The following is a 23,341-nucleotide window of genomic DNA, read 5'->3' as shown; positions in this document are numbered from 1 at the left end:
TCCGACATGACGTCGCCTCGCGGCCCGACCCGCCGCAGCTTTGTCGCGGGGATAATGGGCGCGGCTGCCTCGCTTGCGATTCCGCCCCTGCCAGGCCGCGCCGCGGCCGGCGGGCCGCCGCCATTCGCAACGGCCCGGCATCAGTTCACGCTTCTTCGCGGCGCACGGCCGGTCCCGCCGGTACCGATCCCGCGTCTCGGCGGAGGTGTGCTCGATCTGACGTCCTTCCGCGGCAAGGTGGTGCTCGTCAATTTCTGGGCAACCTGGTGCCCCGGCTGCCGCACGGAACTGCCGATACTGGATCAACTCGCGGAAAACCGCCGCGCCGACCTTATGGTCGTCGCCATCACCACCGATCGCGATCGATCCGTGGTCGCGCCGTTCGTCCGGCAGCTGAAGCTTCGCCACCTCGGAATCGGTTTCGATCCCGGTGGACTGGTGGGGCGTGCCGGCGCCAGCGACGGTGTCGACACGCCATTCGCGCTGTACGGCATGCCGATCAGCTTCCTGCTCGGCGTCACCGGGCAAGTCGAAGGCTACATCACGGGTGAAGCGGACTGGCTCTCGATCGAGGCGCGCCGGTTGTTCGACTACTACGCCGGCGCCGCGCGTGACTAAGCGAAGCGGACGTTGAGGCGAGCGCCCGGCCCCTCACGGCAGCTTGTCATACCCCTCGCCGATCCCGTTCAGGCTCAGCGGAAAGCCGATGCCCTCTTCCGGGGTCTCGAAGATAATGAAGGTCGCGGTCTTGGCGGTGCGAAGCTGGCCGAGCAGTTTTTCGTCCATCACGACCTCGGCAACGCAGCCATTGGGCAGGCAGCGGACAAAACCGGCGCGGCCGACGTCCTGATTGTCCAGTTTCAGGCCGAGCCCGGAGGGCAGCAGCACGCCCAAGGGGGCGACTACCCGCATCAGCTTGCTCTTCTGGTCGGCGGTCTTGAGCACGATCACGGTGAGGCCGGCGTTGGAGCGGTCTTCGGCTACCACGCTCTGGATCAGGGCGCATTGCTCGCCCTGGGCGCCCGGCGGGGTGTCGCAGCGGATCTGCCAGTCGCCATGGACCGAGCGCACCGCGCCCTGGGCGCTGGCAGCCTCCGTCAGGCCGAGCAGGAGCGCGGTGGCGAGCAGTCCGCCCAGCCAGCGGCCTGGCCCTGGCTTGCGTCCTGCCTGATGTTTCGAACGCCTCATCCGGGTCGATCCTCTGAATGATTACTCGGACTGATACGTAATGACGGCGCCTTGAAGGCGGTCTTTCGCTAAATCTCGAAGCAATTCCCAAGCCCGATATCAAGCCCGATGCCAAGCCGGAAGGGCGCTTCGGCGGCGAATCAGGTCCCCGCGGCGCACCCTGCCTTTGCGTACATCCAGTAATCCGCCTGTCAAGCGGCGCAGCTGGACAAAAAGGCGAGTTTTGCCTGTTTCACCGGGAAAACCTGACATGCAGAGATTAGCCGGTGACGCATGGCTTTGGTCCCCACTACTGCATTGCGAGAGCCTGCGAATTATGGTTTGAGAGGCTGGATTTCGAAGCGTTCTAGCGATTTGGCCCCGGTACTTTTGAGGTGTGCATCCAAGCCACCTCCGGCGGGCTGTTTGTAGGGGCGGATCGTGCGGCATTTCCGGCCATCCGGCGGGGATGCTTTGGGGATTTATCAAGGGAGCGCGAGCGGCATGAAGATGTCGAAGGGCCAGATTGGCCGGCGGTTGCTGGGATTTGCGGTGGCGGGCATGGCCCTTGTCGCCGGCGGTACGGCGTCAGCCGAATTGGGGCAGCCAGCGCCGTGGGAATGGACCCTGCAGGAATCCGCTACGCCTGTGATGGACTACATCATCTGGTTCCATAACTGGCTGGTCGGCACCATCACCGTCATCACGCTGTTCGTGCTCGTGCTGCTGGTCATGGTCGTCGTGAAATTCAACGCCAAGGCCAACCCGGTCCCCTCCAAGACCACCCACAACACCCTGATCGAAGTGGCCTGGACCCTGATCCCGGTGCTGATTCTGGTCGCGATCGCGGTGCCGTCGTTCCGGCTGCTGTTTCTGCAGCTCGACGTGCCAAAGGCCGATCTCACCATCAAGGCGACCGGCAAGCAGTGGTACTGGAGCTACGCCTATCCCGATCACGGCAAGTTCGAGTTCGATTCGCTGATGGCGGCGGACAAGAAGCCCCGGCTGCTCGGCGTCGACAATGAGATGGTGGTGCCGGTCAACAAGGTGGTCAAGGTTCTGACCACCGGTGCTGACGTCATCCACGCCTTCGCGGTGCCGGCCTTCGGCATCAAGATCGACGCCATCCCCGGCCGTCTGAACGAGACCTGGTTCAAGGCCACCAAGACCGGGATGTTCTACGGCCAGTGCTCCGAACTGTGCGGCAAGGATCACGCCTTCATGCCGATCGCGGTGCGGGTCGTGAGCGATCAGGAATTCGCGGCCTGGGTGGAAACCGCGAAGAAGAAATATGCGACCAACCCGGCGAATTCGTACGCCTCGGCTGGCGCGGTGGCGCAGTAAGCCGCAAAGCTCAGGCAAGCTTAAGGCTTAGGCGCAAGGGACAAGGGCGACGGGACCGCAAGGTCCGAAAAGGGACTGCAAGGCAGGATTTGAACATGGCAACAGGCGCAGCGACACACCACGATCACGCCCATGATGACCACGCGCACGCGCATCCGACCGGATGGCGGCGCTTCGTCTATTCGACGAACCACAAGGACATCGGAACGATGTACCTGGTGTTCGCGGTCATCGCCGGCGTCATTGGCGCGGCGATGTCGATCGCGATCCGCATCGAGCTGATGTATCCCGGCGTCCAGCTGTTCCACGAAGCCCATACCTACAACGTGTTCGTGACCTCGCACGGCCTGATCATGATCTTCTTCATGGTGATGCCGGCGATGATCGGCGGCTTCGGCAACTGGTTCGTGCCGCTGATGATCGGTGCGCCCGACATGGCGTTCCCGCGCATGAACAACATCTCGTTCTGGCTGCTGCCGGCCTCGTTCGCGCTGCTCTTGATGTCCACCTTCGTCGAGGGTGAGCCGGGCGCCAACGGCGTCGGCGCGGGCTGGACCATGTACGCGCCGCTATCGACCTCGGGCCATCCGGGACCGGCGGTCGATTTCGCGATCCTGTCGCTGCATCTGGCCGGCGCCTCGTCGATCCTCGGCGCCATCAACTTCATCACCACGATCTTCAACATGCGCGCGCCGGGCATGACCCTGCACAAGATGCCGCTGTTCGTCTGGTCGATCCTGGTCACCGTGTTCCTGCTGCTGTTGTCGCTGCCGGTGCTCGCCGGTGCGATCACCATGCTGCTGACCGACCGCAATTTCGGCACCACCTTCTTCTCCGCCGACGGCGGCGGCGACCCCCTGCTGTTCCAGCATCTGTTCTGGTTCTTCGGCCATCCCGAAGTCTACATCCTGATCCTGCCCGGCTTCGGCATGGTCAGCCAGATCGTCTCGACCTTCTCGAAGAAGCCCGTGTTCGGCTATCTCGGCATGGCCTACGCCATGGTCGCGATCGGCGGCATCGGCTTCGTGGTGTGGGCGCACCACATGTACACGGTCGGCATGTCCAGCGCGACGCAGGCCTATTTCGTCGCCGCCACCATGGTGATCGCGGTGCCGACCGGGGTGAAGATCTTCTCCTGGATCGCCACGATGTGGGGCGGCTCGATCGAGTTCAAGACGCCGATGCTGTGGGCGATCGGCTTCATCTTTCTGTTCACGCTCGGTGGCGTCACCGGCGTCGTGCTGGCCAATGCCGGCGTCGACCGCGTGCTGCAGGAAACCTATTACGTCGTCGCGCACTTCCACTACGTGCTGTCGCTCGGCGCCGTGTTCGCGATCTTCGCCGGCTGGTACTACTGGTTCCCGAAGATGTCCGGCTACATGTACTCGGAAACCATCGGCAAGCTGCACTTCTGGGTCACCTTCATCGGCGTCAACCTGGTGTTCTTCCCGCAGCATTTCCTCGGGCTATCCGGCATGCCGCGCCGCTACATCGACTATCCGGATGCGTTCGCCGGCTGGAACCTGGTGTCCTCGCTCGGCTCCTACGTCTCGGGCTTCGGCGTGCTGATCTTCATCTATGGCGTGATCGATGCCTTCATCAAGAAGGAGCAGGCGGCGGATAATCCGTGGGGCCCCGGTGCCACCACGCTGGAATGGACGCTGTCGTCGCCGCCGCCCTTCCACCAGTTCGAAGTGCTGCCGCGGGTGCAATAAACCTCATAATTCGCGGCGCGCTCCTTCGGGCGCGCCGCGGCTTAGAACCAAGCGAGATCAATCTTGTCGGTCGTCGATCACAACGCCATCGAGTTGCCCCGGATTTCCGAGGCTGAGGTCGGCGACTACCTCGCGCTGCTGAAGCCGCGGGTGATGTCGCTGGTGATCTTCACCGCGCTGGTCGGCCTCGTGATCGCGCCCGGGCATATCCACCCGATCCTGGCGTTCACTTCCATCCTCTGCATCGCGGTCGGCGCCGGCGCCTCCGGTGCGCTGAACATGGCCTATGAGGGCGATATCGACGCGTTGATGTCGCGCACCGCGAACCGGCCGATCCCGCGCGGCCGCATCACGCGCGAGGAAGCCACCGCGTTCGGGCTGATCCTGGCGTTCTTCTCGGTGATGACGCTCGGCATCCTCGTCAACTGGCTCGCGGGCGGCCTCCTGGCGTTCACGATCTTCTTCTACGTCGTGATCTACACCATGCTCCTGAAGCGCTGGACCGCGCAGAACATCGTGATCGGCGGCGCCGCCGGCGCACTGCCGCCTGTGGTGGCGTGGGCCGCGGCGACCGGCTCGCTGTCGATGGAGCCGGTGCTGCTGTTCCTGATCATCTTCTTCTGGACCCCGCCGCATTTCTGGGCGCTGGCGCTGTTTCGCAGCGACGATTACGCCCGCGCCGGCGTGCCGATGCTGCCGGTCGTCGCCGGCCCCGACGCGACCCGGCTGCAGATCCTGCTCTATACGGTCGTACTGGTCGCGATCGCCGTCGCCCCCTGGCCGCTCGGCTATTTCGACGCGATCTATGGCATCACCTCGCTGGTGCTTGGCGCCGGAATGATGGCGCTGGCGATCAACGTCTACCGCCGCCGCGAGGGTACCGCGGCGCTGCGCGCGACCCGACGGCTGTTTGCTTTCTCGATCCTTTACCTGTTCGCGCTGTTCGCCACGCTGCTGCTCGAGGTTGTCGTGCGCGGCGTCATGGCTTTGATCGGGTAGGGGGCGCATGGGACCGGAATGGACGACAAGCGGATGCCAGATGGAATCGTCCTCACCGAGGCGCAGAAAAGAAGCCGGCGGCAGCGGTCGGTCGCGATTGCGCTCGCGCTCCTCGTGCTCGTCGTGCTGTTTTTCGCCGTCACCATGGTCAAGGGGCCGGCCGTTCTAGTTCGGCCCATGTAAACTGGAAATGTAGGTAGGTGGTGGAGATGGCAAACCAACCGATCGCGCGAGGGGAAACGGAGGCAAGCCGCAAGGCTTCGCGCCGCGGCCTGACGCGCGATGCGATGGTGGCCTCGATCTGCGGTTTCGTCGTGGTGTTCATGGTCGGCGCATCCTATGCCGCCGTTCCCTTCTATAACTGGTTCTGCCGCGCCACCGGCTTCAACGGCACCACCCAGGTCGCTACCTCGGCGCCGTCGCAAGGCCCGCTGGCTCGCAAAATCTCGGTGCGGTTCGATGCCAATGTCGGCGCCGGCCTGCCCTGGAAGTTCGAGCCGGAGCAGAACGAGATCGAGGTCAGGATCGGCGAGGTCGTCACCGTATTTTATCATGTGACCAACCAGGCGGCGCGGCCCACGGTCGGCCAGGCCGCTTACAATGTAACCCCGCTGACGGTCGGCGCGTATTTCCAGAAGATCAACTGCTTCTGCTTCACCGAACAGACCATGGCGCCGGGCGAGAAGCGCGAGATGCCGGTCGTGTTCTACGTCGATCCGGCGCTGATCGCCGACAGCGAGAATGACGGGCTGAACACCATCACGCTGTCCTACACCTTCTATCCCGTGCGCGATCCGGCGCCGAAGCCGGTGGCTTCGGGCGAGCCGGACAAGCGCAAGGGAAGCCTGTAACTCCGGGAATTTCGGCCTTTCGAAATTCCCGGACTTTGAATTTTTGAGACGAAGATGTGCCGAAGGATCCGGCACCGCTAACGGAGAGACCGCAATGGCTACGGCGCACGCGAAGCACCACGACTACCACCTCGTCGATCCGAGCCCGTGGCCGGTCGTCGGCTCGATCTCGGCCTTCATCATGGCCGTCGGTGCGATCGGCTGGATGCACCATATGTATGCGGCGGCGCCGATCGTGTTCGGCGCCGGCACCATCGGCGTGCTCTACACCATGGCGAGCTGGTGGGGCGACGTGATCCGCGAAGCCCAGTTCAAGGGCGACCACACCCGCGTGGTGCAGATCAGCCACCGTTACGGCATGATCCTGTTCATCGCCTCCGAGGTGATGTTCTTCGTCGCCTGGTTCTGGGCCTTCTTCAATTCCGCGCTGTTCCCGGCCGATGCCATTCACGCCACCCGCGACGCGGTGTTCGGCTGTGGCGCCGGCACGGCCGCGGGCGCCTGCAGCGTGCCGGGCACCTGGCCGCCGAAGGGCATCGAGACCTTCGACCCCTGGCATCTGCCGCTCCTCAATACGCTGCTGCTGCTGACCTCGGGCACCACGGTGACCTGGGCGCACCACGCGCTGCTGGAAGGCGATCGCAAGGGTCTGAAATACGGCCTGATCCTCACCGTCGTGCTCGGCGCGTTGTTCACCTGCGTGCAGGCCTATGAATACGCCCACGCCACATTCCACTTCTCCGGCAACATGTATGGCGCGACCTTCTTCATGGCGACCGGCTTCCACGGTTTCCACGTGCTGGTCGGCACCGTGTTCCTGCTGGTCTGCCTGTTCCGCGCCTATGCCGGACACTTCACGCCGACCCAGCATCTCGGCTTCGAATTCGCCGCCTGGTACTGGCACTTCGTCGACGTGGTGTGGCTGTTCCTGTTCATCTGCATCTATGTCTGGTTCCGCGGCGCTGACGCTGTCGGGCACGCCGCGCATTGATCTGGCATCATTTTGTTACAAGAGGGCGGCCGCAGGGCCGCCCTTTTTCTTTCGTTTGCCTTTTGGGCTAACGATCGAGATGCGTGTATCGCCGGGCGTTAACCATCCTCATGCTGACACGGTCACCGACGGGTGAAGTCTCGGATCGTGACAGCATGGAGACCGGTTCAGCGCTAGCCGGAGCGGCTTGCCGGTTTGGGTAATCCTTCTGCGCACTCACTCTTGCGTCGTCCCCCGAATACTCTGAACAGGCTACCGGGCGGTCGGGGGAGCTCCCGCGCGTGCCGATAGACTGAACGATTACCGCTGGAAGATATTGAACATCGCGAATTTCGAAAATTGGAGGAGCCGCCTTTTGGCGGCGACGCTCGTGCCGAAGAGTAGCAAGCGCGATTGGATCGCGGGCGCACACCCGGACGACGTATCGATCTTTTCTCAGCCCTGGTTCGTAGATATCGCGTACAGGAAGGAGCACCGGGTAGCCAAAGCATTCAACAGAGCCGGCAAGCTGATATGCGCTTTTCCGTATTGCCAAACAAACGTACTGGGCATTTTTCCAAGGATAACAAGTTTAGATAACTGGAGACGGCTCAGCTCATTCGTCTTTCTCGACAAGCACATCAGTGATGAAGAGAAACGAGGTGCGATTGCCGATATTATAAAGCAGCTACCTGGATCGATTGGTTACTGCCAATTCATCCTGGATGATGATTCCGGCATCATTCGCGATGCGTTCATCAAGGCCGGGTTTGAATGCATCAAAATACCCAAATACGTCCGTTCACCCAGCAAACAAAATTATGAGCGTGACGCGTATGCGCAAGCCAGAGAAAAAGTACTGAAAACCATTTCAAGAGACGGAAGAACTAGATACCGAACCGCATTGGAACAAGCTAAAATAGAGGATATCTCAGCGTCTGACTTTTGTAAGTTTTATCAGAGCAATCTTACCAGTAATGGCGCGCAGAGCTATGCTCCGCTGAGCATTGCAGAGGCACTCATCGAGAATGGCGTCCGTCGTCAGAAAGCGTTCGCGCTTGCGGTAAAAGACAAAGACGGCATAGAAGCCGCCGCCGCTTTCCTGTTTGATTCAGGAGCGATCTATGCGTGGATGGCAACCAGAAAGTATCATCCGCAAAGCACGAAATTTCGTGGTGATGATAAACATAAAAAATACTTCATTGATATATTGGTCATCGAAGCCATGATCTTCGCGGAATTGCATGGCCTAATTTATGATGCCGAAATTGTTCCTGTTGAAACAGACGGCGCCCCCAGAAATCCGCACAAGGTTTTTGTCAACGAGAAGATACTTCACCTTTCGAAAAGAGAATCCAGATTTCTTTTCCAAAGAGTGGGGTGGTGGTATCACGGGGCAAGGCGGTTTTTTTACACGGCGAGGGATTTTTGCAAAGCGACCGGTTGATATGATCGGATGACGCTCGACTTGACCGTCGGGGGCCGATCCTTGCGAGGCGCTGCCCCTGCGTCGCGCCGTGCTGCTTGGAAATTTCATCCAGGCTGCTTCAAATTTGCTCCTCAAGGCTCTGATGCTGGTCCTGTGGCCACTCCACCACGGGCAGCAAACCGCCATCATCCGTAGCCTCCGGATATGTCGGCGCAGGCCTTGATCTACCGGAAGAGGTGCAGCCGCACGGCCTTGGCGGCTGCAAGCGCGGCGTTGATGCGCTCGCTGACGAGGCGTCGCTCTTGCTCGGCTACACCACGATGCCGATCGTCAGCGATTGGCGGTCCCAGGCCGGCGGACGGGTTGGCAAGAGCGGAACAGGGTTCCGCATGTTCGTCCGAAATGTCGCGACTGTGGCCTGAACGATACATCTGGGCACGATGAACCCGTTTAAGCTTTGGTTCGGGCCATTCACCGAGCGCTGGGGCTTTTTATGAAAAAACTTGCTTTGGCAATATCCGTTCTCGCGTCCAGCGCCATGGGCGCATCCGCTGCCGACATGGCTGTGAAAGCCCCTCGCTACGCGCCTGAAGCAGCGGTTTCGACCTGGACAGGCTTTTATGTTGGAGCCTCGCTCGGCGGCGAGCAGGCCAACGCCGATTGGACCACGACGTCGATTGGCGTTGTCGCGCCGGGCTTTGTAATTCCTCCCCCAACGGTAGACGGTAGTTCGCCTAGAGGCTTTCGCCCCTCAAACGGTCGCTACGGCGGCTTTGCAGGATACGACTACCAGTTCGCGCCTCAATGGGTTGCCGGCATTGTCCTCGATGCCGCGTATTTTGATGGTACCGTCACGACGGTGGGCGCGCCCGGCTGCACGGTCACCTGCATTCTGGGTGTCCCGGGCCCCGGCGCCAATGTATCGAGCGTGAAAGCTCGATGGGATGCGAATGTGCGGGGGCGGCTCGGATACCTGGTAGCTCCCAATGTTCTGCTCTATGGGACTGGCGGTATTGCGTTCCAGAACTTCTCCAACTCGATAACCTGCGAAACCAGCTTTACTGATCCCCTTTGCGGACCAACGCCAATCCCCCTTCTTACGACGGCGACCAACAGCTCCACCCGAACGGGCTGGACGGCCGGCGTCGGCATCGACGCGAAAATCTTCGCAAACTGGATGCTTCGTGCTGAGTATCGTTACTCGGACTTCGGAACCTGGAGCAATTCGCTGGTGCTGGTATCCCCCGGTGTTTCAGTTGTAACGGTAGCCACGGATTTGAAACTCAACACGCACATTGGAATGATAGGAATAGCGTACCGGTTTGGTGGCCCCGTCGTTGCAAGGTACTGAGTTCTCCAAACTTTCCATCCATTAAAGCCACGCACACCTCCCTGTGCGCCGCTTAGGGCAGTCGCCTCGAAGGCGCTGGGAAAAATGGGTCTGCGGTGTCGCGGCCGCCATAAACTGATTCCGGCATTCCAGCAGACAGGCTTGGGAATGCGGAGATCGCTCGCGAGTTGCTTCGTCGAAGGCGAGGAGTGCGCAAGCGGATGGTGCGATCGGGTGGGCATTGTCGTTCGTCCGCTATTCCCACGCTTACGATGCCGACGAGATCGCTGCGAGAGAGAACCGTGCGGGCCTGTGGTCCGGATCGATCATCGCGCCATGGGACTGGCGGCAGCGCAACAAAACGGCCATTATTCACTCGGGGAGCCTTGAGGTGGAGGCAACCCAGTAGTACGCGAATGGCTCTCCAATAAGTAGCTTGCGGTACATATGAAGGTGGCGTAGGCCGCCTCCGGCCGCCGTTTCTTGGAACGCCGACGCTTCGCGTCGGCCAGGGCACCGAATGACGGGTCTGTCGCCGCGGATAGAGACCCCTCACCCGCCCTCGCTTCGCGAGTGCACCCTCTCCCACAAGGGGAGAGGGGAAGAAGGATGCAAATGGACGAGACACTTCCCACGCTGACCGAGAGCGCATTGCGCGGCATCGCCTGCCGTTGCCCGCGCTGCGGCAAGGGCAAGCTCTACGCGGGCTTCATCGATTTGCGGCCGAACTGCGAGGCCTGCGGGCTCGATTACGCCTTCATCGATGCCGGCGACGGGCCGGCGATTTTCATCATCATGATCGCCGGTGCGATCGTGGTCGGATCGGCCTTGATCGTGGAGATAAAATACCAGCCGCCGTTCTGGCTGCATGCGGCGCTGTGGCTGCCGCTGATTCTGGCGACCACGCTGTTGCCGCTGCGCTCGATGAAGTCGCTGCTGATCGCGCTGCAATACCATCACAAGGCCGCACCCGGCCGCCTGATCGACCGCGAGCCGAAATGACCGGCGTCGTTGCGCGGCGGCGTGGTACGCTCGGCTTTGCCATCTTCACGCTCGTGATGATCGTGACCTGCCTGAGCCTTGGGATCTGGCAATTGCAGCGGCGCGACCAGAAGCACGCGCTGATCGCCGCCCTGAACGAAAGGCTGGCCGATGCGCCCAAGGCGCTGCCGGAACAGGCGCAGTGGGGCACGCTGACACCGGCCAAAGACGAATTCCGCCGCGTCAGTTTCACCGGAGCTTACGCGCGGCTTCCCGATGTGATGGTCTATAGCTCCGGCTCTTCGGTCCGTAACGACGTGTCCGGCCCCGGCACCTGGGCGTTCCTGCCGGCGCAAACCGCCGATGGGGCAATCGTCGCGGTCAATACCGGCTTCGTGCAGAACACGATGCAGGATCGCGCCCAGCAGGATCGCGCGGTCGGCCGTCTCGTCACCGGCCAGCCGGTCAAATTCACCGGCTATCTCCGCTTTCCGGAAGCCGCCGGCACGCTGACGCCGTCGGAAAACATCGCCAAGCGGCTCTGGTTCATCCGCGATCATCTTGCGATGGCGCGCGCGCTCGGCTGGGGCGAGGGCGGCAAGAATGTCGCGCCGTTTTATATCGATCTGGAATCACCGGTGCCCGAGAGCGGCATTCCGAAACCGGGGCCGCTCAATGTCCATCTCAAGGACGACCACATGCAATACGCCATCACCTGGTTCAGCCTGGCGGCCGCCGTCGTGATCGCATTCGGCGTGTGGTGGCGCGCGCAAAGGCGGAGCGCAGCTTCGTAGCTTCTTGGTGTCGTAGGGTGGGTTAGCGAAGCGTAACCCACCATCCTCGTCCCTTACTCGGTGGGTTACGCCTTCGGCTAACCCACCCTACGAAGCCACTGTATTTTTTCTTGAAATAGCTTCATAGGGTGGGTTGGGTAGCGTAACCCGCCGTCTCCGTCTTCGCCCTTACTGCGTGGAACGTGTCGGCAGAGATTCGATAGCCATGACCGAGACGTTGAAAGCTTCCCTCGCGCACCTGCCGGTTACCCTTCGCGATATCGAGGCGGCGGCAGGCGTGCTCGCCGGCTTCGTGAAGCGGACGAGCTTCGAGCCTAGTCGTACGTTGTCCGACATCACGGGCGCGAACATATGGCTGAAATTCGAAAACCTGCAGTTTACGGCGACGTTCAAGGAGCGCGGCGCGCTCAATCGGCTGTCTGCGTTATCGGCCGACGAACGGCGGCGCGGTGTGACAGCCGCCTCGGCGGGCAACCACGCACAGGGCGTGGCCTATCACGCGGCCTGCCTCTCGATCCCTGCAACCATCTTCATGCCGGTGGGAACTCCAACTGTGAAGATCGAGAACACGCGCCGGCACGGTGCGACCGTGATCGAGGGTGGGGCGACGCTGGAGGATACCGCCACCCTCGCCACCGACTACGGTCGAAAACAGGGTTTGACGTATATCCATCCCTATGACGATCCGTTGATCATCGCGGGTCAAGGTACCATCGCGCTCGAGATGCTGGCTTCGGTGCCCGATCTCGATGTCCTGATCGTTCCAATCGGGGGCGGCGGCCTGATATCCGGCATGGCCGTTGCAGCCAAGACCCTCAAGCCGGATATCGAGATCGTCGGCGTTCAGGCCGCGCTTTATCCCTCGATGTACAACCTCATCAAGGGGGAACATCTTGCGATGCGCGGTGATACGCTCGCGGAGGGCATTGCCGTCAAGGCGCCCGGTCAGATCACGTCGAAGATCGTGCGCGCGCTCGTCGATGATATCGTGCTCGTCACCGAACAGCAGATTGAGCACGCGTTGAGCCTTTTCATCACCATCGAGAAGTCGGTGACCGAGGGTGCGGGGGCGGCGGGCCTGGCGGCCGTGCTCGCCGATCAGGCCCGCTTCAAGGGCCGTTCGCTCGGCCTGGTGCTGAGCGGAGGCAATATCGACACGCGGCTCCTTTCCGGCGTGCTGACGCGTCAACTCGCAAGGGAAGGTCGGCTTTCGAAGCTGAAGTTCGACATCGTGGATCGGCCCGGACAGCTCGGCACGGTTGTCGCCGTCCTGGCCAAGGCAGGCGCCAATATCGTCGAGGTGTCGCATCAACGCATCTTCACCGACCTGCCAGCCAAGGCGGTGGTCCTTGAGGTTGTCATCGAAACCCGAGACCGGACCCATCTTGAGGCGACCATCGCCTCACTGAAGGCCGCCAGCCTCGATGTCGATGTCGGTGGCGACTAGGGGGCCGAAGCGTCGCTGCATGCATGACATGCAAGGGCTGGCTGGACCGTGGATTTCAAATGATGGATCATTCGCTACCCGCAGTTCACGCCACAGGCCACCGATGTCCGACGCGCCCTCCGCCGATCCCGCACGCCCCCTGCTGTTCCAGCCGTTCAAAATCCGCGATCTGACGCTGAAGAACCGCCTGGTGGTGCCACCGATGGTGCATTACCGCGCCGATCCCGGGGCGACCTGCGGCATGTTTCATCAGGTGCATCTCGGTCGTTACGCGCTCGGCGGTTTTGGTCTGGTGTTTGTCGAAGCTACCGGCGTCGAGGAAATCGGCCTGATCAACGAGTTCGATCTCGGCATCTGGAACGAGGCCCAGGTCGAAAGTTTCAAGCCGCTGATATCATTCATGAGGCGGGAGAACACCGCGATCGGTCTTCAGCTCGCGCATGGCGGCCGCAAATCGTCCTCGCAAAAGGCGATGGACGGCATGGGCCCGCTGACGCCGGAAGAGATCAAGGCCGGCGCCAAATTATGGCAGCCGGTCGGTCCGACCAGCGAGCCGGTGGCGCCGGGATGGCTGACGCCGCGCCAGCTCACGACCGAAGACTGCCGCGCCATGGTGAAGACCTGGGCGCACGCCGCGAAAAACGCGGTCAAGGCGGGCTTCGACGTGATCGAGGTTCATATGGCCCATGGCTATCTGCTGGCCTCGTTCCTGTCGCCGATTTCAAATACCCGCAACGACGAGTATGGCGGCGACCGCAACGGGCGGATGCGGCTGCCGCTCGACATCGTCGAGGCGGTACGGCGCGAAATGCCTGATACGATGCCGCTGTTCGTACGCGTGTCCTCGGTCGACGGCGCGCAGAACGGCTGGAACATGGATGACACGGTGGCGCTGGCGCATGAATTGAAAGCGCGCGGTGTCGACGTGGTCGACTGTTCCTCCGGCGGCATTTCCGGCTCGGCGACGGCCGCGCAGGTGCCGCGCGGCCTCGGTTTCCAGGTGCCTTATGCTGAAAGAGTCCGCAAGGAAGTCGATATCGCGACCATGGCGGTCGGCATCATCCTCGAGGCCGAGCAGGCCGAAGCGGTGCTCGAAAAAGGCCAGGCCGATCTGATCGCGGTCGGCCGGCAATCGCAGTACAACCCCAACATCGCCCATCACTGGGCCCATGATCTCGGCATCAACCGCAAGTTCGAGGACTGGGCGCCCGAATATGGCTGGTGGTTGGAAAAGCGGATCCGGACCATGGAAGGGTTTGCCAGCCCGACCGGCGCCGTGAAGCGGTGAGGGGTTCTTTCTTCGTCATGCCCGGGCTTGTCCCGGGCATCCACGACTTTCTTCTCATTCGTCCGAGTTAAGACGTGGATGGCCGGGTCAAGCCCGGCCATGACGGAGAGGGAGGAATCAACCCGTAATCGGCAATTCCGTTTCCGGATCGAAGAAATGCAGCCGGCCGGGCTGGGCCGAGACGCGGACCTGATCGCCACGCGCGATCACCGTTTCCGCTGGCACCCGGGCCACCGTGATGCCGTGGCTCCCCACGCGGGTTTCGAGCAGGATCTCGGAGCCGAGCTGCTCGACGACCTCGACATGGGCGTCAAAGCTTGCGCCCGGCGCGCCCTCGCCGAGGGCGAGATGTTCGGGCCGCGCCCCCATGATCACGGGCTTGTCATGATAGGCCGCGAGCGCACGCGCATCCGCGCCGCCGACCGCCAGCTTGAGGCCATCAGCCTCGACCGTCGTCGCGCCGCCATCGCTGCGCACGGTGACGCTGACAAAATTCATCGCGGGCGCGCCGATGAAACCGGCGACGAACTTGTTGGCGGGCTTGCCGTAGACCTGCAGCGGCGTGCCGACCTGCTGCACCCGGCCGTCGCGCATGATCACGACCCGGTCGCCCAGCGTCATGGCCTCGACCTGGTCGTGGGTCACGAAAACAGACGTGGTCGGAATGGCGGCGTGCAGGCGCTTGATCTCGATCCGCATCTGCGCGCGCAGCTTGGCATCCAGGTTCGACAGCGGCTCGTCGAACAAAAACACTTCCGGATTGCGCACGATGCAGCGGCCGAGCGCCACGCGCTGCTGCTGGCCGCCGGATAATTGCTTCGGCTTGCGCGCCAGCAATTCGTGCAGTCCGAGCATGTTTGCCGCGCGGTCGATCGCGGCCTTGATCTCGGCTTCCGAAGTCTTCTTGTTGCGCAGGCCGAAGGCAAGATTGTCGTAGACGCTCATGTGCTGATAGAGCGCGTAATTCTGGAACACCATCGCGATGTCGCGGTCGCGCGGCGGCAGGTCGTTGACGACCCGGTTGCCGATGCGGATGTCACCGCTACTGATGTCCTCCAGCCCCGCGATCATGCGCAGCGTCGTCGACTTGCCGCAGCCGGACGGGCCGACCAGCGCCACGAACTCCTTGTCGGAGATCTCGAGATCGACGTCCTTTACGGCGTGGAACAGCGAGCCATAATGCTTGTTGAGCTTGCTGAGTGAAATCGCTGCCATTTACCCGCCGTTACTGTACTAGAGCGTTTTCGAGCGAAGTGGATACCGGTTCGCGTGAAGAAAACGCGTCAAGATAAAGATCATGTTGACCCAAAACAATCCCGCCGCGATTTCCCGCGGCGGGATATTGCTTTCGACTTATTGCGCCGCCTTGCTGACCAGCGGCGCGCCTTCGGCCAGCACCTTTGCGATGTCCTCGCGCTTGCCGGTGACGGCCTTGGTGACGGTGTCGTTGAACGCCTTGTGCACGGCGGGCCATTGCGGGAAGTAATAGGCGCCGCGCACCTTGTCCGGGGAATCCAGCACCGATTCCTTCAAGAGCTTCATGAACGCATCTTCCGCCGCGATCTCCGCCCAGAACTCGGTGTTGGGCGGCGGCGCGCCGGTCGCCTTGAACAGCTTCTTCTGGCCTTCCTTGTCCAGCATCATCGCGTTAAGCATTTCCTTGGCCTTCTTCTTACGCTCCGGCGAGATCGACTTCGGGATCGCCCAGCCCCAGATGTCGTCCCAGGCGAACGGCTTGGCGCGGTCGGGACCGAGCGGGAAACGCGTCGCAGCCACCTTGCCAACGATCTTCGACTTGGCGGGATCGTTGAACGTGCCCCACCACAGCGAGTCCGCCACCGTGAACGCGGCATCGCCGGCCATGAACACGGCGTTGGCTTCGTTGCGGTCATAGGCCGGCATGCCGCGCGGCACGATCTTGTGGGTATTGATCGCATCCCACCAATATTCGACGTTCTTCTGCATGCAGGGCTCGGTCATGCCCGACTTCCATCCTGCCGCGGCGAGCTTCTTGTTGTCGCGCTCGTAGGGCGGCAGCAGCACGTCGCAATTGTTGCCCCACATCGACCAGAACCAGGTGAACCAGGAGTTGTTCATCGAAGCGCCGGCGACATAGCCGAACTTCACCTTGCCGTCAGCCTGCAGCTTCTTGCTCACGGTGACGAGTTCATCCAGCGTCTTCGGCACTTCCTCGGGCTTGACGAGGTCGGAGCGGTAGAAGAACACGCTGAAGGTCTGGCCCATCGGCACGACGGTGTTCTGGCCCTTGTCGTTGCCGAACACGATCGGTGACATGCTCCACTTGGAAGCAAATTTGTTGGCTTCGACGTCATCCATCGGCTCGAGCAGATGCGCCCAGGTCTGGCCCCAATCGTCATTGTGCCAGATCACGTCGTACTGATCGGAGTTCGACGTCAGCGACGCCGTCATCTTCTCGACATAGACGCCGTAGGAGTTCGGCACCTTGACGATCTTGACGCCATTCTTGGCGCCCCAGGCCTCGAACATCGCAATCGAATTGTCCTGGATCGGGCTCGGCTGGTAGCCGATCCGCAGTTCGGTCACCTGGGCGCTCGCGCTTCCTGCGGCCGCCCACAGGGCCACCGTCGTTGCGACAGCCAGTTTTGTCAGTTGCTTCATCGCTTCCCTCCCTCTTTTTTGGTGTTGTTTCCTCGTCGTATTCAGCGTCCCCGTCGTTTCTAGATACGCAGTCCCCGGATCACATATTTCTGCCCGAACAGCGCGACCAGGAACGCTGGCACCAGCGCCATCACGGCGGTCGCCGCCATCAAATTCCAGCGCAGCCCCATCTCGGTGACGAACTGCGCCATGACAACCGTGATCATCGGCACGCGGTTGCCGGTCAGGATCAGCGCGAACAGGAATTCGTTCCAGGTGAACAGCCAGCACAGCACCGCGAGCGCCGAGATCGCCGGCAGCGCCGACGGTATGGCGACGCGGATGAAGGCGCCCCACCGCGTGCAGCCGTCGATCATCGCGGCATATTCCATGCTGGGATCGATGCCGTCGAAAAACCCCTTCATCAGCCACGAGAAGAAGCAGATATGCACCGCGACGTGCGGCAGCAGCAGCCCGGTATAGGTGTCGTAGAGGCCCCAGCTCTGGGTCACGAAATACAGCGGCAGCACCCAGGAAATATAGGGGATGCAGCGGAACACATAGATGGTCCCGAACCAGATCCGCGACGCCGGCCCGGTGAAGCGCGACAGCATGTAGCCGCTGGAGACGGTGACCAGCAGCGAGAAGATGGTCGCCAGCGTCGAGATCAGCGCGCTGTTGAGGAAGGCCGACACGATGCGGTCGTCGGTCAGCACCTCGGCAAAGCTGGCCAGTGTGAATTCGGTGCCACGATGGACGTAATAGACGCCGGATTCTGGCCGCAGCGAGGTCAGGATCAGCCACAACACCGGAAACGCGAACGCAAAGCAGATGCCGAACAGCGCCAGCGCGAACAGCGTCTTGCGGCTCCATTTCGGCAATCCCGGCAGGAAATCGGGGCGGCTTACGATCGGCATCTGATTATGCCTTTGCGATGCGGTCGACGAGGCGGTACAGCACCACGCCGATCACGAGGATGATGAGCCCGCCGATGATCGCCGCCGCCGAGCCGCGGCCGAGATCGAGGTTGAGGAACGCGTGCACATAGGCATAGAGGCTGAACAGCTCGGTCGAGCGGCCCGGCCCGCCGCCGGTCAGCGTCCACACGATGTCGAAGGTGCGAAAGGCGTCGATGGCGCGGATCACCACGCACACCACGATGACCGGGCGCAGCATCGGCAGGGTCAGGAATCTGAACACGCGCCAGGTCGTGGTGCCGTCGATCGCGGCCGCCTCGAACGGCTCCTTCGGCAGGCTCTGTAATCCCGCGAGCAGCAGCAGCGTGAACCACGGCGTCCACAGCCAGATGTCGGTGAGCAGGATGATGCCGAAGGCGCTCCAGCGCTGCACCAGCCAGGGCTGGCCCTCCAGCCCGATAGCCTCCAGCACCGTGTTGACGATGCCGAACTGGTCGTTGAACATCCAGCGGATCATGATCGCGGCGACGACCGGCGCCACCATCAGCGGCACCAGCAGGATCGTCTGCACCAGCTTTTGCCCACGAAACGGGCGGTTGAGCAGCAGCGCCAGCGCCAGTCCCGCCACCAGCGCCCCGGCCACGCTCAGGATCATGAACAGGAAGGTGTTCGGCAGCACCGTGTAGAGAAACGCCGGATCCGACAGCACCGCGTAATAGTGGCTAAAGCCGACCCAGATCTTCTTCGGGTTATAGAGCGCCCAATCGCGGAAGCTGGCATTGGCGCCGATCACGATCGGCAGCACCTGAAACAGCAGCATCAGGAGTGCCGCCGGCGCAATGAGAAACAGCATGAACCGCTGTTGCTCGCCGAACATTGGACGCCGCGATGCCGACAAGCCCGTTACCCCGCCTTTGCACCAGACTGTCACGACTCTTGTGGTCGGTACGTGCAGAAAGCCCCTTGCATCGGGATTATGGGCGCGGCGTCGGAGGCTAGTCAATCCGCATTGTGGCGTAGGCAGACGCGCGACGCATGCAGTGTGTGGCTGCAAGGTGCAAACGCGCTGCCACGCCTGAATCCGCGTGCTCACCGTTTATACGGATTGCCGCTACCAGAGATTGCTGGTTCGAAAGTACGGTTGTCTTGAATCCGCTGATCGCGCCTGGAACTTCCGTGGACCCAAATTGTTTTTGGTTTCAAACTGAATTGCGCGGGTAACCGGTGGTTCAGTGCCCGTTCACGACGATCGCCTTAACTCCGTTGCCTTTCTCGACCCATCGAGCCAGGTGCAGCCAATGGACATGTCGAACCTGCCCAAGAATACTGCCAAGGAAATTGCCAAGGATAACGCCAAGGATATCGCGAACGATATCGATCAGGTGGCTGTTGTCGTCGATTGGCTCGATGCCTGCCGGCGACATGAGCTTGGTCCGCTGCTCGACCTGTACGCGTCCGAAGCAAGGCTCGAATGTGGCTGCGACGGCGGAAACACCTATGCGGGCCGGGCTGCGCTTGAATCATATTGGCGGCCCCGGCTCGAGGCGTTCTCGCCCAATGCCTTCGGACTGGAAGAGATCACGCCGTCTGCCGACGGGGTCATGCTCGATTACCTGAACTCCGAAGGCAGGCCCGTTCGCATTGTCTTCACGTTCGACGCGGCCGGGAAGATTCTGCAAACCCGCTGCGCCCCGTTCGCGCCGGCAACCGCGCCGGATGTCGCTGGTGTGCCGGATCGCGCCTGGTGACGACGCGGTCGCCACTCCAGTTTTCAACCTGATGTTCTTTCGCGCTGCATCCTTCGCTGCATCCTTGGGCCAGCGGTGCGCCTCACACGCCAGCCGGCAAACGGCACCGGACATAGGTCCGGCCGTTCTGCCGCTTGAATTCGAATGTCCCGCTCAGGGCCCGGACGCGCTCGTGCATTCCCGTCAATCCACGGCCAAAGCGCTGGTCCGGTGTAAATCCAACGCCATCGTCGGAAATTTCCACCAATACCTGGTTTCCTTCGATCATCGCCTCGACGCTGATCGCGCCGGCATTGGCGTGCCTGAGGACATTGGTCACGCCTTCCTGGATAACCCGGTAGATGGTCTGGGAAAGCAACCCGTCGGTGTCGTTCAGACAGGGATCGATCCGCACCGCTAGCTTGAGACCGGGCGCCTGCGATCGCGCATATTGCAGCAGTGTCTGGACACTCTTCTCGAGCCCCAATTCCTGGATATGGAGCGGCCGCAACCGGTCGAGGATACGGCGATTCGCGAGCTGCAGTGCCTCCACCGATTCAAGCATCGCCTCGACCGCAGCGCCGAGTTTCCCATCCTGTGCCGCGCCATCCTGCAGCGCCACCGCGTTGGCCCGGATCCCGAACAGCAAGGGCCCGAGTTCGTCATGAAGGTCGCGCGCGATGTCGCGGCGCTCATCGTCCTGCAGCGAGACGATCTTCCGCAGCAGGCTGCGATTGTCCTGGCTCAGTTGGTTCAGCGTGCGTGCGAGTTCATTGGCCAATTCGGAACTCTTGCGAATCTCCGGCGGACCCGTCGCCGCGATCAGGTGCTGGTAGTCCCCCGTCCGCATCCGGGTCAGGCCTTCACCCAGATTCCGCAGCGCATCGACCACGGTTCCTGCGGTCAAATAGGCGATAATTCCGGTCACCAGCATCAGGGCGATGACGGATGAAACGAGGGCGAGAAAGCCGACCCATTTCTCGTAGATGTCGGCTGAAAGATCGGGCGAAGACAGGATGTCGCCGACCTGCTTTCCATCGATCCTCACCGGAAACGAGGCGCCGATCTCCGGCAGGCCGAGAAGATCGACGAACCAGTGCGGCACGCGTCCAAGCGGGGTGCGTATCTCCGCCGGCAACGGCGTCGCCGTCTCGATACCGGTACGGCGGAAGCGGATGGCCTCGGATGTGCCCAGCGCCTGCACAAATGCATCGAGCGTTTGCTGCGGGTTGGCGGACGTCAGCAGCGCGCTGTTGAGCGCCTCGGCGACCACCTTTGCCGATCGCGATGCCGGCTCGCTTTCATCCACCAGTTGGGCCGGCGCGAAAAGCTGCAGCGAGACCGCCCCGAGCAGCAGCGCGGCCACGAACATGGTGCCGAGCGGGAGAATTAGCCGCATGCGAAGGGAAAGATTCTGCCACATTCGGACTATTCTAACTCCCGTAGCGCAGGTTTCTCTTTTCAATTATCGCGAAATGCCTATTTATCCCAAAAGGGGCTGCAAGGATGCAGAACATCGCCAAATCGGCAACCAGGATCCTGATCGTCGACGACCATCCCGTGGTCGTTTCCGGATGCCGTTCGCTGTTCGCTTCGGACGCGACGGTGAAAATTGACGAGGCCGCGGACGCAAAATCCGGTCACAAGGCCTTTATGACGCGACGACCGGATGTCACAATCATCGATATCAAACTTCCCGACGTCTCGGGGTTTGAGCTGATGCGCCGGATCCGCAAGGAGGATCCGGACGCGAAAATCATCATGTTCAGCATGAATGACGACCCTGCCTTCGTGGTTCGCGCGGTGGAAATGGGCGCGCAGGGTTACGTCGCCAAGGGCGACGATCCGCGGACGCTGGTAAAGGCCGTTCGTAAGGTGGCTTCGGGAGAAAATTTCATCTCGCCGCAACTGGCGGAGGCAGTGACGTTCTCGGGCGCTTCCATCAAGGCCAATCCGGCCTCGCAAATGACCGCGCGCGAATTGGAAATCCTGCGCTTGCTGGGCCGCGGCGACAAAATCGTCGAAGTCGCCGACGCGCTCGATATTTCCTACAAGACCGTGGCCAACACCACCTCGCTGCTGAAGCAGAAACTCGGCGCCAAGAACCATTCCGACTTGATCCGGATCGCCGTCGAGATGGAGCTGGGCTGACCGGCGTCAGGAAACTGAACGGGCCGCGCCTGTCGGCGCGACCGTCCATACCGCCGGTGCCTGCTTTCGTCGGGGCAATGGATCGATGAAAGCAGCACCGGGCGAGCGTTTCAATAGTGACGACGGTGATGGCGCCAGCCGTAATGGTGCCCGCGACCCCGGCCCCAACCGTGATGATGGCCCCGGCCACCGCGGCCCATGCGATGTCCGTGACCGTGCCCACGTCCGTGCTTGACCTGGGTCACTCCGTCATCCGGCACGGTAAGCGGCGCAACTCCCAGCCTGGCGGAAGCGGATGCGGTCATTGCCAGCAGCAGTGCGCAGCCAATCAATGCAATGCGTCTCATGCAGTCGTCCTCCATCGCATGATTGCGACTACGTCTATAAGTTCCCGGCCATATGTTTGTTCCGCTCGCCGGAAAGACCGAGGTCTTTAGTGGGCGGTATTGCTGACTATTCCCGATCTGTTACCGAGCCGGCTCGCTGCGCATAGGCCAGGATGGAATCCGGGAAGTGCAAACCATTCGGGAAAAAGTGGAACATCCGGTTTCTCCGCGGGTTGCTGATGGCATCACTAAAATCGGAGGAGGATACCTTGAAGAAATTTCTGATGATCGGCGCACTGGCGTTTGCCGCAACGAGCGTAGCCGGGACCGCGATGGCTGCCGAATATTACGTCGTTCGCGACAGCACCACGAAGAAGTGCACCGTGGTCGAAACCAAGCCGGTCAGCACGACCACCGTCGTCGTCGACAACGGCATCTACAAGACCAAGACGGAGGCCGAAACCGGCATGAAGACGACCAAGGTCTGCACGGAGTAACGACAGACCCTTCCAGGAGAAAGGGCCGCGGTTTTGCCGCGGCCCTTTTTGCGTTTCGATTTGGCTGTGCGTGCCCGTCAGTTACGGTCGCTCGACGTTGGTGATGGTTTTGCTCCCCCCCGCGTCGGTGAGCGTAAACTTGACCCGGTCGCCGGCGTGCAGGACGTTCAACAGATTGCCCTGGATCTTGGTCTTGAGCTCTTCGGCAGGACCCTCTGTTTTAGCGCCGTCGGTGTTGGCGCCGACGGTGCCGCTCTGCGTTGGAGTCCGGTGCAACTGGATTGCGATCGTCCCGTCGGTCCGGTCAATTCGCGTGACCGTTCCCGTCATCGCTTGCTGGGCTGAGGCCGCTGAAACGAGGGTGAGGGCGGCCAGTCCAGCCAGCATGATCTTTGCCGTTTTCATGGAAGTCTCCCGGAATTCGAAGCGTTGACAATAATGCCGACAGGACCGGATTGTTCCCGCCGCATTTTCGTTGGCAAGTGCAATCTGATTTGTTTGTGTGTTCTTAATCTGATGTGTTTGTGTGTTTTTTTCATGTGAGCGCGCTTGCAGGCCTCGAAATTCGAGTGGCGAATGTTCCGCTTGCAATGACGGTTGGCTGCGACAAAGCAACCCGACGGGCAAATCAGTTCTGATTTACGGAAATCGTGTCAGGCCCCAAAATAAAAAATATTTCTGTTTACCAGAAGGCAAATCAGGTGCATATCTTTGCCCATCCCGTCCTACTCAGAAGGGCGTCGGCCGTCGTCACGGACGTTGGACGGGTTGCGGTGGACGCTTGTTTAC

23 protein-coding genes are annotated in these 23,341 nt (G+C 61.6%); 16 read left to right on the top strand and 7 right to left on the bottom strand.

Annotated elements, in window-relative coordinates:
* The first annotated feature begins 6 nt into the window (after positions 1-6).
* The gene (locus JQ600_RS29850) at positions 7-618 is read left to right on the top strand and encodes a TlpA disulfide reductase family protein (protein ID WP_212390724.1); all 612 of its coding nucleotides are present in this window, start codon (positions 7-9) and stop codon (positions 616-618) included.
* Between the two features lie 33 nt (positions 619-651).
* Here JQ600_RS29850 and JQ600_RS29845 read toward each other — a convergent pair whose 3' ends face one another.
* The gene (locus tag JQ600_RS29845) at positions 652-1,188 is read right to left on the bottom strand and encodes an invasion associated locus B family protein (protein ID WP_249133544.1); all 537 of its coding nucleotides are present in this window, start codon (positions 1,186-1,188) and stop codon (positions 652-654) included.
* Between the two features lie 483 nt (positions 1,189-1,671).
* Between JQ600_RS29845 and coxB the strand changes: the two genes are divergently transcribed.
* The 12 genes from coxB (at position 1,672) to JQ600_RS29785 (ending at position 14,315) form a co-directional block, all read left to right on the top strand.
* The gene (coxB, locus tag JQ600_RS29840) at positions 1,672-2,511 is read left to right on the top strand and encodes a cytochrome c oxidase subunit II (RefSeq protein WP_212265273.1); all 840 of its coding nucleotides are present in this window, start codon (positions 1,672-1,674) and stop codon (positions 2,509-2,511) included.
* A 95-nt stretch (positions 2,512-2,606) separates the two neighbouring features.
* Positions 2,607-4,226, top strand: coding sequence for a cytochrome c oxidase subunit I (ctaD, locus tag JQ600_RS29835; RefSeq protein ID WP_212390725.1), 1,620 nt, complete (start codon positions 2,607-2,609; stop codon positions 4,224-4,226).
* A gap of 63 nt (positions 4,227-4,289) precedes the next feature.
* Positions 4,290-5,225 (top strand): heme o synthase, encoded by a 936-nt coding sequence (locus JQ600_RS29830; protein ID WP_212265271.1) that lies wholly within the window; start codon positions 4,290-4,292, stop codon positions 5,223-5,225.
* An 18-nt stretch (positions 5,226-5,243) separates the two neighbouring features.
* On the top strand, positions 5,244-5,408 hold the full coding sequence (locus tag JQ600_RS29825; protein WP_192735385.1) for a CoxF protein: 165 nt from the start codon (positions 5,244-5,246) through the stop codon (positions 5,406-5,408).
* 26 nt (positions 5,409-5,434) lie between these two features.
* Positions 5,435-6,076, top strand: a complete 642-nt coding sequence (locus JQ600_RS29820) for a cytochrome c oxidase assembly protein (protein ID WP_212390726.1) — start codon at positions 5,435-5,437, stop codon at positions 6,074-6,076.
* 94 nt (positions 6,077-6,170) lie between these two features.
* On the top strand, positions 6,171-7,067 hold the full coding sequence (locus tag JQ600_RS29815; RefSeq protein WP_212390727.1) for a cytochrome c oxidase subunit 3: 897 nt from the start codon (positions 6,171-6,173) through the stop codon (positions 7,065-7,067).
* A 355-nt stretch (positions 7,068-7,422) separates the two neighbouring features.
* A complete protein-coding gene (locus JQ600_RS29810; protein WP_212390728.1) occupies positions 7,423-8,493 on the top strand; it encodes a hypothetical protein in 1,071 nt (356 codons plus the stop codon).
* 475 nt (positions 8,494-8,968) lie between these two features.
* Positions 8,969-9,826, top strand: coding sequence for an outer membrane protein (locus JQ600_RS29805; protein WP_212390729.1), 858 nt, complete (start codon positions 8,969-8,971; stop codon positions 9,824-9,826).
* A gap of 594 nt (positions 9,827-10,420) precedes the next feature.
* Positions 10,421-10,807: a DUF983 domain-containing protein gene (locus tag JQ600_RS29800; RefSeq protein WP_249133543.1), complete on the top strand. Its 387-nt coding sequence runs from the start codon at positions 10,421-10,423 to the stop codon at positions 10,805-10,807.
* The gene (locus JQ600_RS29795) at positions 10,804-11,580 is read left to right on the top strand and encodes an SURF1 family protein (protein WP_212390730.1); all 777 of its coding nucleotides are present in this window, start codon (positions 10,804-10,806) and stop codon (positions 11,578-11,580) included. Before JQ600_RS29800 ends, JQ600_RS29795 begins: the two co-directional genes overlap by 4 nt.
* A 205-nt stretch (positions 11,581-11,785) precedes the next feature.
* Entirely contained in the window at positions 11,786-13,027 is a 1,242-nt protein-coding gene (locus JQ600_RS29790) for a threonine ammonia-lyase (protein ID WP_212390731.1), read from the top strand.
* A gap of 103 nt (positions 13,028-13,130) precedes the next feature.
* The gene (locus JQ600_RS29785; RefSeq protein ID WP_212390732.1) at positions 13,131-14,315 is read left to right on the top strand and encodes an NADH:flavin oxidoreductase/NADH oxidase; all 1,185 of its coding nucleotides are present in this window, start codon (positions 13,131-13,133) and stop codon (positions 14,313-14,315) included.
* Between the two features lie 117 nt (positions 14,316-14,432).
* Here JQ600_RS29785 and JQ600_RS29780 read toward each other — a convergent pair whose 3' ends face one another.
* The 4 genes from JQ600_RS29780 to JQ600_RS29765 form a co-directional block, all read right to left on the bottom strand.
* Positions 14,433-15,530: an ABC transporter ATP-binding protein gene (locus tag JQ600_RS29780; RefSeq protein WP_212390733.1), complete on the bottom strand. Its 1,098-nt coding sequence runs from the start codon at positions 15,528-15,530 to the stop codon at positions 14,433-14,435.
* A gap of 138 nt (positions 15,531-15,668) precedes the next feature.
* Positions 15,669-16,955, bottom strand: coding sequence for an ABC transporter substrate-binding protein (locus tag JQ600_RS29775; protein WP_212390734.1), 1,287 nt, complete (start codon positions 16,953-16,955; stop codon positions 15,669-15,671).
* A 59-nt stretch (positions 16,956-17,014) separates the two neighbouring features.
* On the bottom strand, positions 17,015-17,851 hold the full coding sequence (locus JQ600_RS29770) for a carbohydrate ABC transporter permease (RefSeq protein WP_211997879.1): 837 nt from the start codon (positions 17,849-17,851) through the stop codon (positions 17,015-17,017).
* Between the two features lie 4 nt (positions 17,852-17,855).
* Positions 17,856-18,704: a carbohydrate ABC transporter permease gene (locus JQ600_RS29765; protein WP_249119074.1), complete on the bottom strand. Its 849-nt coding sequence runs from the start codon at positions 18,702-18,704 to the stop codon at positions 17,856-17,858.
* Between the two features lie 445 nt (positions 18,705-19,149).
* Between JQ600_RS29765 and JQ600_RS29760 the strand changes: the two genes are divergently transcribed.
* A complete protein-coding gene (locus JQ600_RS29760; RefSeq protein ID WP_249136155.1) occupies positions 19,150-19,599 on the top strand; it encodes a nuclear transport factor 2 family protein in 450 nt (149 codons plus the stop codon).
* Between the two features lie 82 nt (positions 19,600-19,681).
* Here JQ600_RS29760 and JQ600_RS29755 read toward each other — a convergent pair whose 3' ends face one another.
* Positions 19,682-20,977: a histidine kinase gene (locus JQ600_RS29755; RefSeq protein WP_312011074.1), complete on the bottom strand. Its 1,296-nt coding sequence runs from the start codon at positions 20,975-20,977 to the stop codon at positions 19,682-19,684.
* 107 nt (positions 20,978-21,084) lie between these two features.
* Here JQ600_RS29755 and JQ600_RS29750 point away from each other — a divergent pair, with 107 nt between their 5' ends.
* A complete protein-coding gene (locus tag JQ600_RS29750; RefSeq protein WP_212036681.1) occupies positions 21,085-21,729 on the top strand; it encodes a response regulator transcription factor in 645 nt (214 codons plus the stop codon).
* A 610-nt stretch (positions 21,730-22,339) separates the two neighbouring features.
* Positions 22,340-22,552: a hypothetical protein gene (locus JQ600_RS29745; RefSeq protein WP_409363329.1), complete on the top strand. Its 213-nt coding sequence runs from the start codon at positions 22,340-22,342 to the stop codon at positions 22,550-22,552.
* An 81-nt stretch (positions 22,553-22,633) separates the two neighbouring features.
* On the opposite strand, the gene JQ600_RS29740 is transcribed toward JQ600_RS29745, so the two are convergent.
* Positions 22,634-22,957 carry a hypothetical protein gene (locus JQ600_RS29740; RefSeq protein WP_212265257.1) on the bottom strand — a complete coding sequence of 108 codons (324 nt, stop codon included), beginning with the start codon at positions 22,955-22,957 and terminating at the stop codon, positions 22,634-22,636.
* Positions 22,958-23,341 lie beyond the last annotated feature (384 nt).

Origin of the sequence: Bradyrhizobium sp. AUGA SZCCT0176 (assembly GCF_018130145.1) — a bacterium.
Lineage (GTDB): Bacteria > Pseudomonadota > Alphaproteobacteria > Rhizobiales > Xanthobacteraceae > Bradyrhizobium.
The sequence above is the reverse complement of the archived record's forward strand: the minus strand, read 5'-3'. Positions and strand labels throughout refer to the sequence as shown.

Bases quoted from the DNA above. Each gene is read 5' to 3' on its own strand.
- JQ600_RS29775 (WP_212390734.1), bottom strand. From the start codon at position 16,955: ATGAAGCAACTGACAAAACTGGCTGTCGCAACGACGGTGGCCCTGTGG.
- JQ600_RS29845 (WP_249133544.1), bottom strand. From the start codon at position 1,188: ATGAGGCGTTCGAAACATCAGGCAGGACGCAAGCCAGGGCCAGGCCGC.
- JQ600_RS29795 (WP_212390730.1), top strand. From the start codon at position 10,804: ATGACCGGCGTCGTTGCGCGGCGGCGTGGTACGCTCGGCTTTGCCATC.
- JQ600_RS29740 (WP_212265257.1), bottom strand. From the start codon at position 22,957: ATGAAAACGGCAAAGATCATGCTGGCTGGACTGGCCGCCCTCACCCTC.
- JQ600_RS29820 (WP_212390726.1), top strand. From the start codon at position 5,435: ATGGCAAACCAACCGATCGCGCGAGGGGAAACGGAGGCAAGCCGCAAG.
- JQ600_RS29850 (WP_212390724.1), top strand. From the start codon at position 7: ATGACGTCGCCTCGCGGCCCGACCCGCCGCAGCTTTGTCGCGGGGATA.
- JQ600_RS29825 (WP_192735385.1), top strand. From the start codon at position 5,244: ATGGACGACAAGCGGATGCCAGATGGAATCGTCCTCACCGAGGCGCAG.
- coxB (WP_212265273.1), top strand. From the start codon at position 1,672: ATGAAGATGTCGAAGGGCCAGATTGGCCGGCGGTTGCTGGGATTTGCG.
- JQ600_RS29815 (WP_212390727.1), top strand. From the start codon at position 6,171: ATGGCTACGGCGCACGCGAAGCACCACGACTACCACCTCGTCGATCCG.
- JQ600_RS29780 (WP_212390733.1), bottom strand. From the start codon at position 15,530: ATGGCAGCGATTTCACTCAGCAAGCTCAACAAGCATTATGGCTCGCTG.
- ctaD (WP_212390725.1), top strand. From the start codon at position 2,607: ATGGCAACAGGCGCAGCGACACACCACGATCACGCCCATGATGACCAC.
- JQ600_RS29765 (WP_249119074.1), bottom strand. From the start codon at position 18,704: ATGCTGTTTCTCATTGCGCCGGCGGCACTCCTGATGCTGCTGTTTCAG.
- JQ600_RS29750 (WP_212036681.1), top strand. From the start codon at position 21,085: ATGCAGAACATCGCCAAATCGGCAACCAGGATCCTGATCGTCGACGAC.
- JQ600_RS29800 (WP_249133543.1), top strand. From the start codon at position 10,421: ATGGACGAGACACTTCCCACGCTGACCGAGAGCGCATTGCGCGGCATC.
- JQ600_RS29790 (WP_212390731.1), top strand. From the start codon at position 11,786: ATGACCGAGACGTTGAAAGCTTCCCTCGCGCACCTGCCGGTTACCCTT.
- JQ600_RS29770 (WP_211997879.1), bottom strand. From the start codon at position 17,851: ATGCCGATCGTAAGCCGCCCCGATTTCCTGCCGGGATTGCCGAAATGG.
- JQ600_RS29755 (WP_312011074.1), bottom strand. From the start codon at position 20,977: ATGCGGCTAATTCTCCCGCTCGGCACCATGTTCGTGGCCGCGCTGCTG.
- JQ600_RS29745 (WP_409363329.1), top strand. From the start codon at position 22,340: ATGATCGGCGCACTGGCGTTTGCCGCAACGAGCGTAGCCGGGACCGCG.
- JQ600_RS29805 (WP_212390729.1), top strand. From the start codon at position 8,969: ATGAAAAAACTTGCTTTGGCAATATCCGTTCTCGCGTCCAGCGCCATG.
- JQ600_RS29785 (WP_212390732.1), top strand. From the start codon at position 13,131: ATGTCCGACGCGCCCTCCGCCGATCCCGCACGCCCCCTGCTGTTCCAG.
- JQ600_RS29760 (WP_249136155.1), top strand. From the start codon at position 19,150: ATGGACATGTCGAACCTGCCCAAGAATACTGCCAAGGAAATTGCCAAG.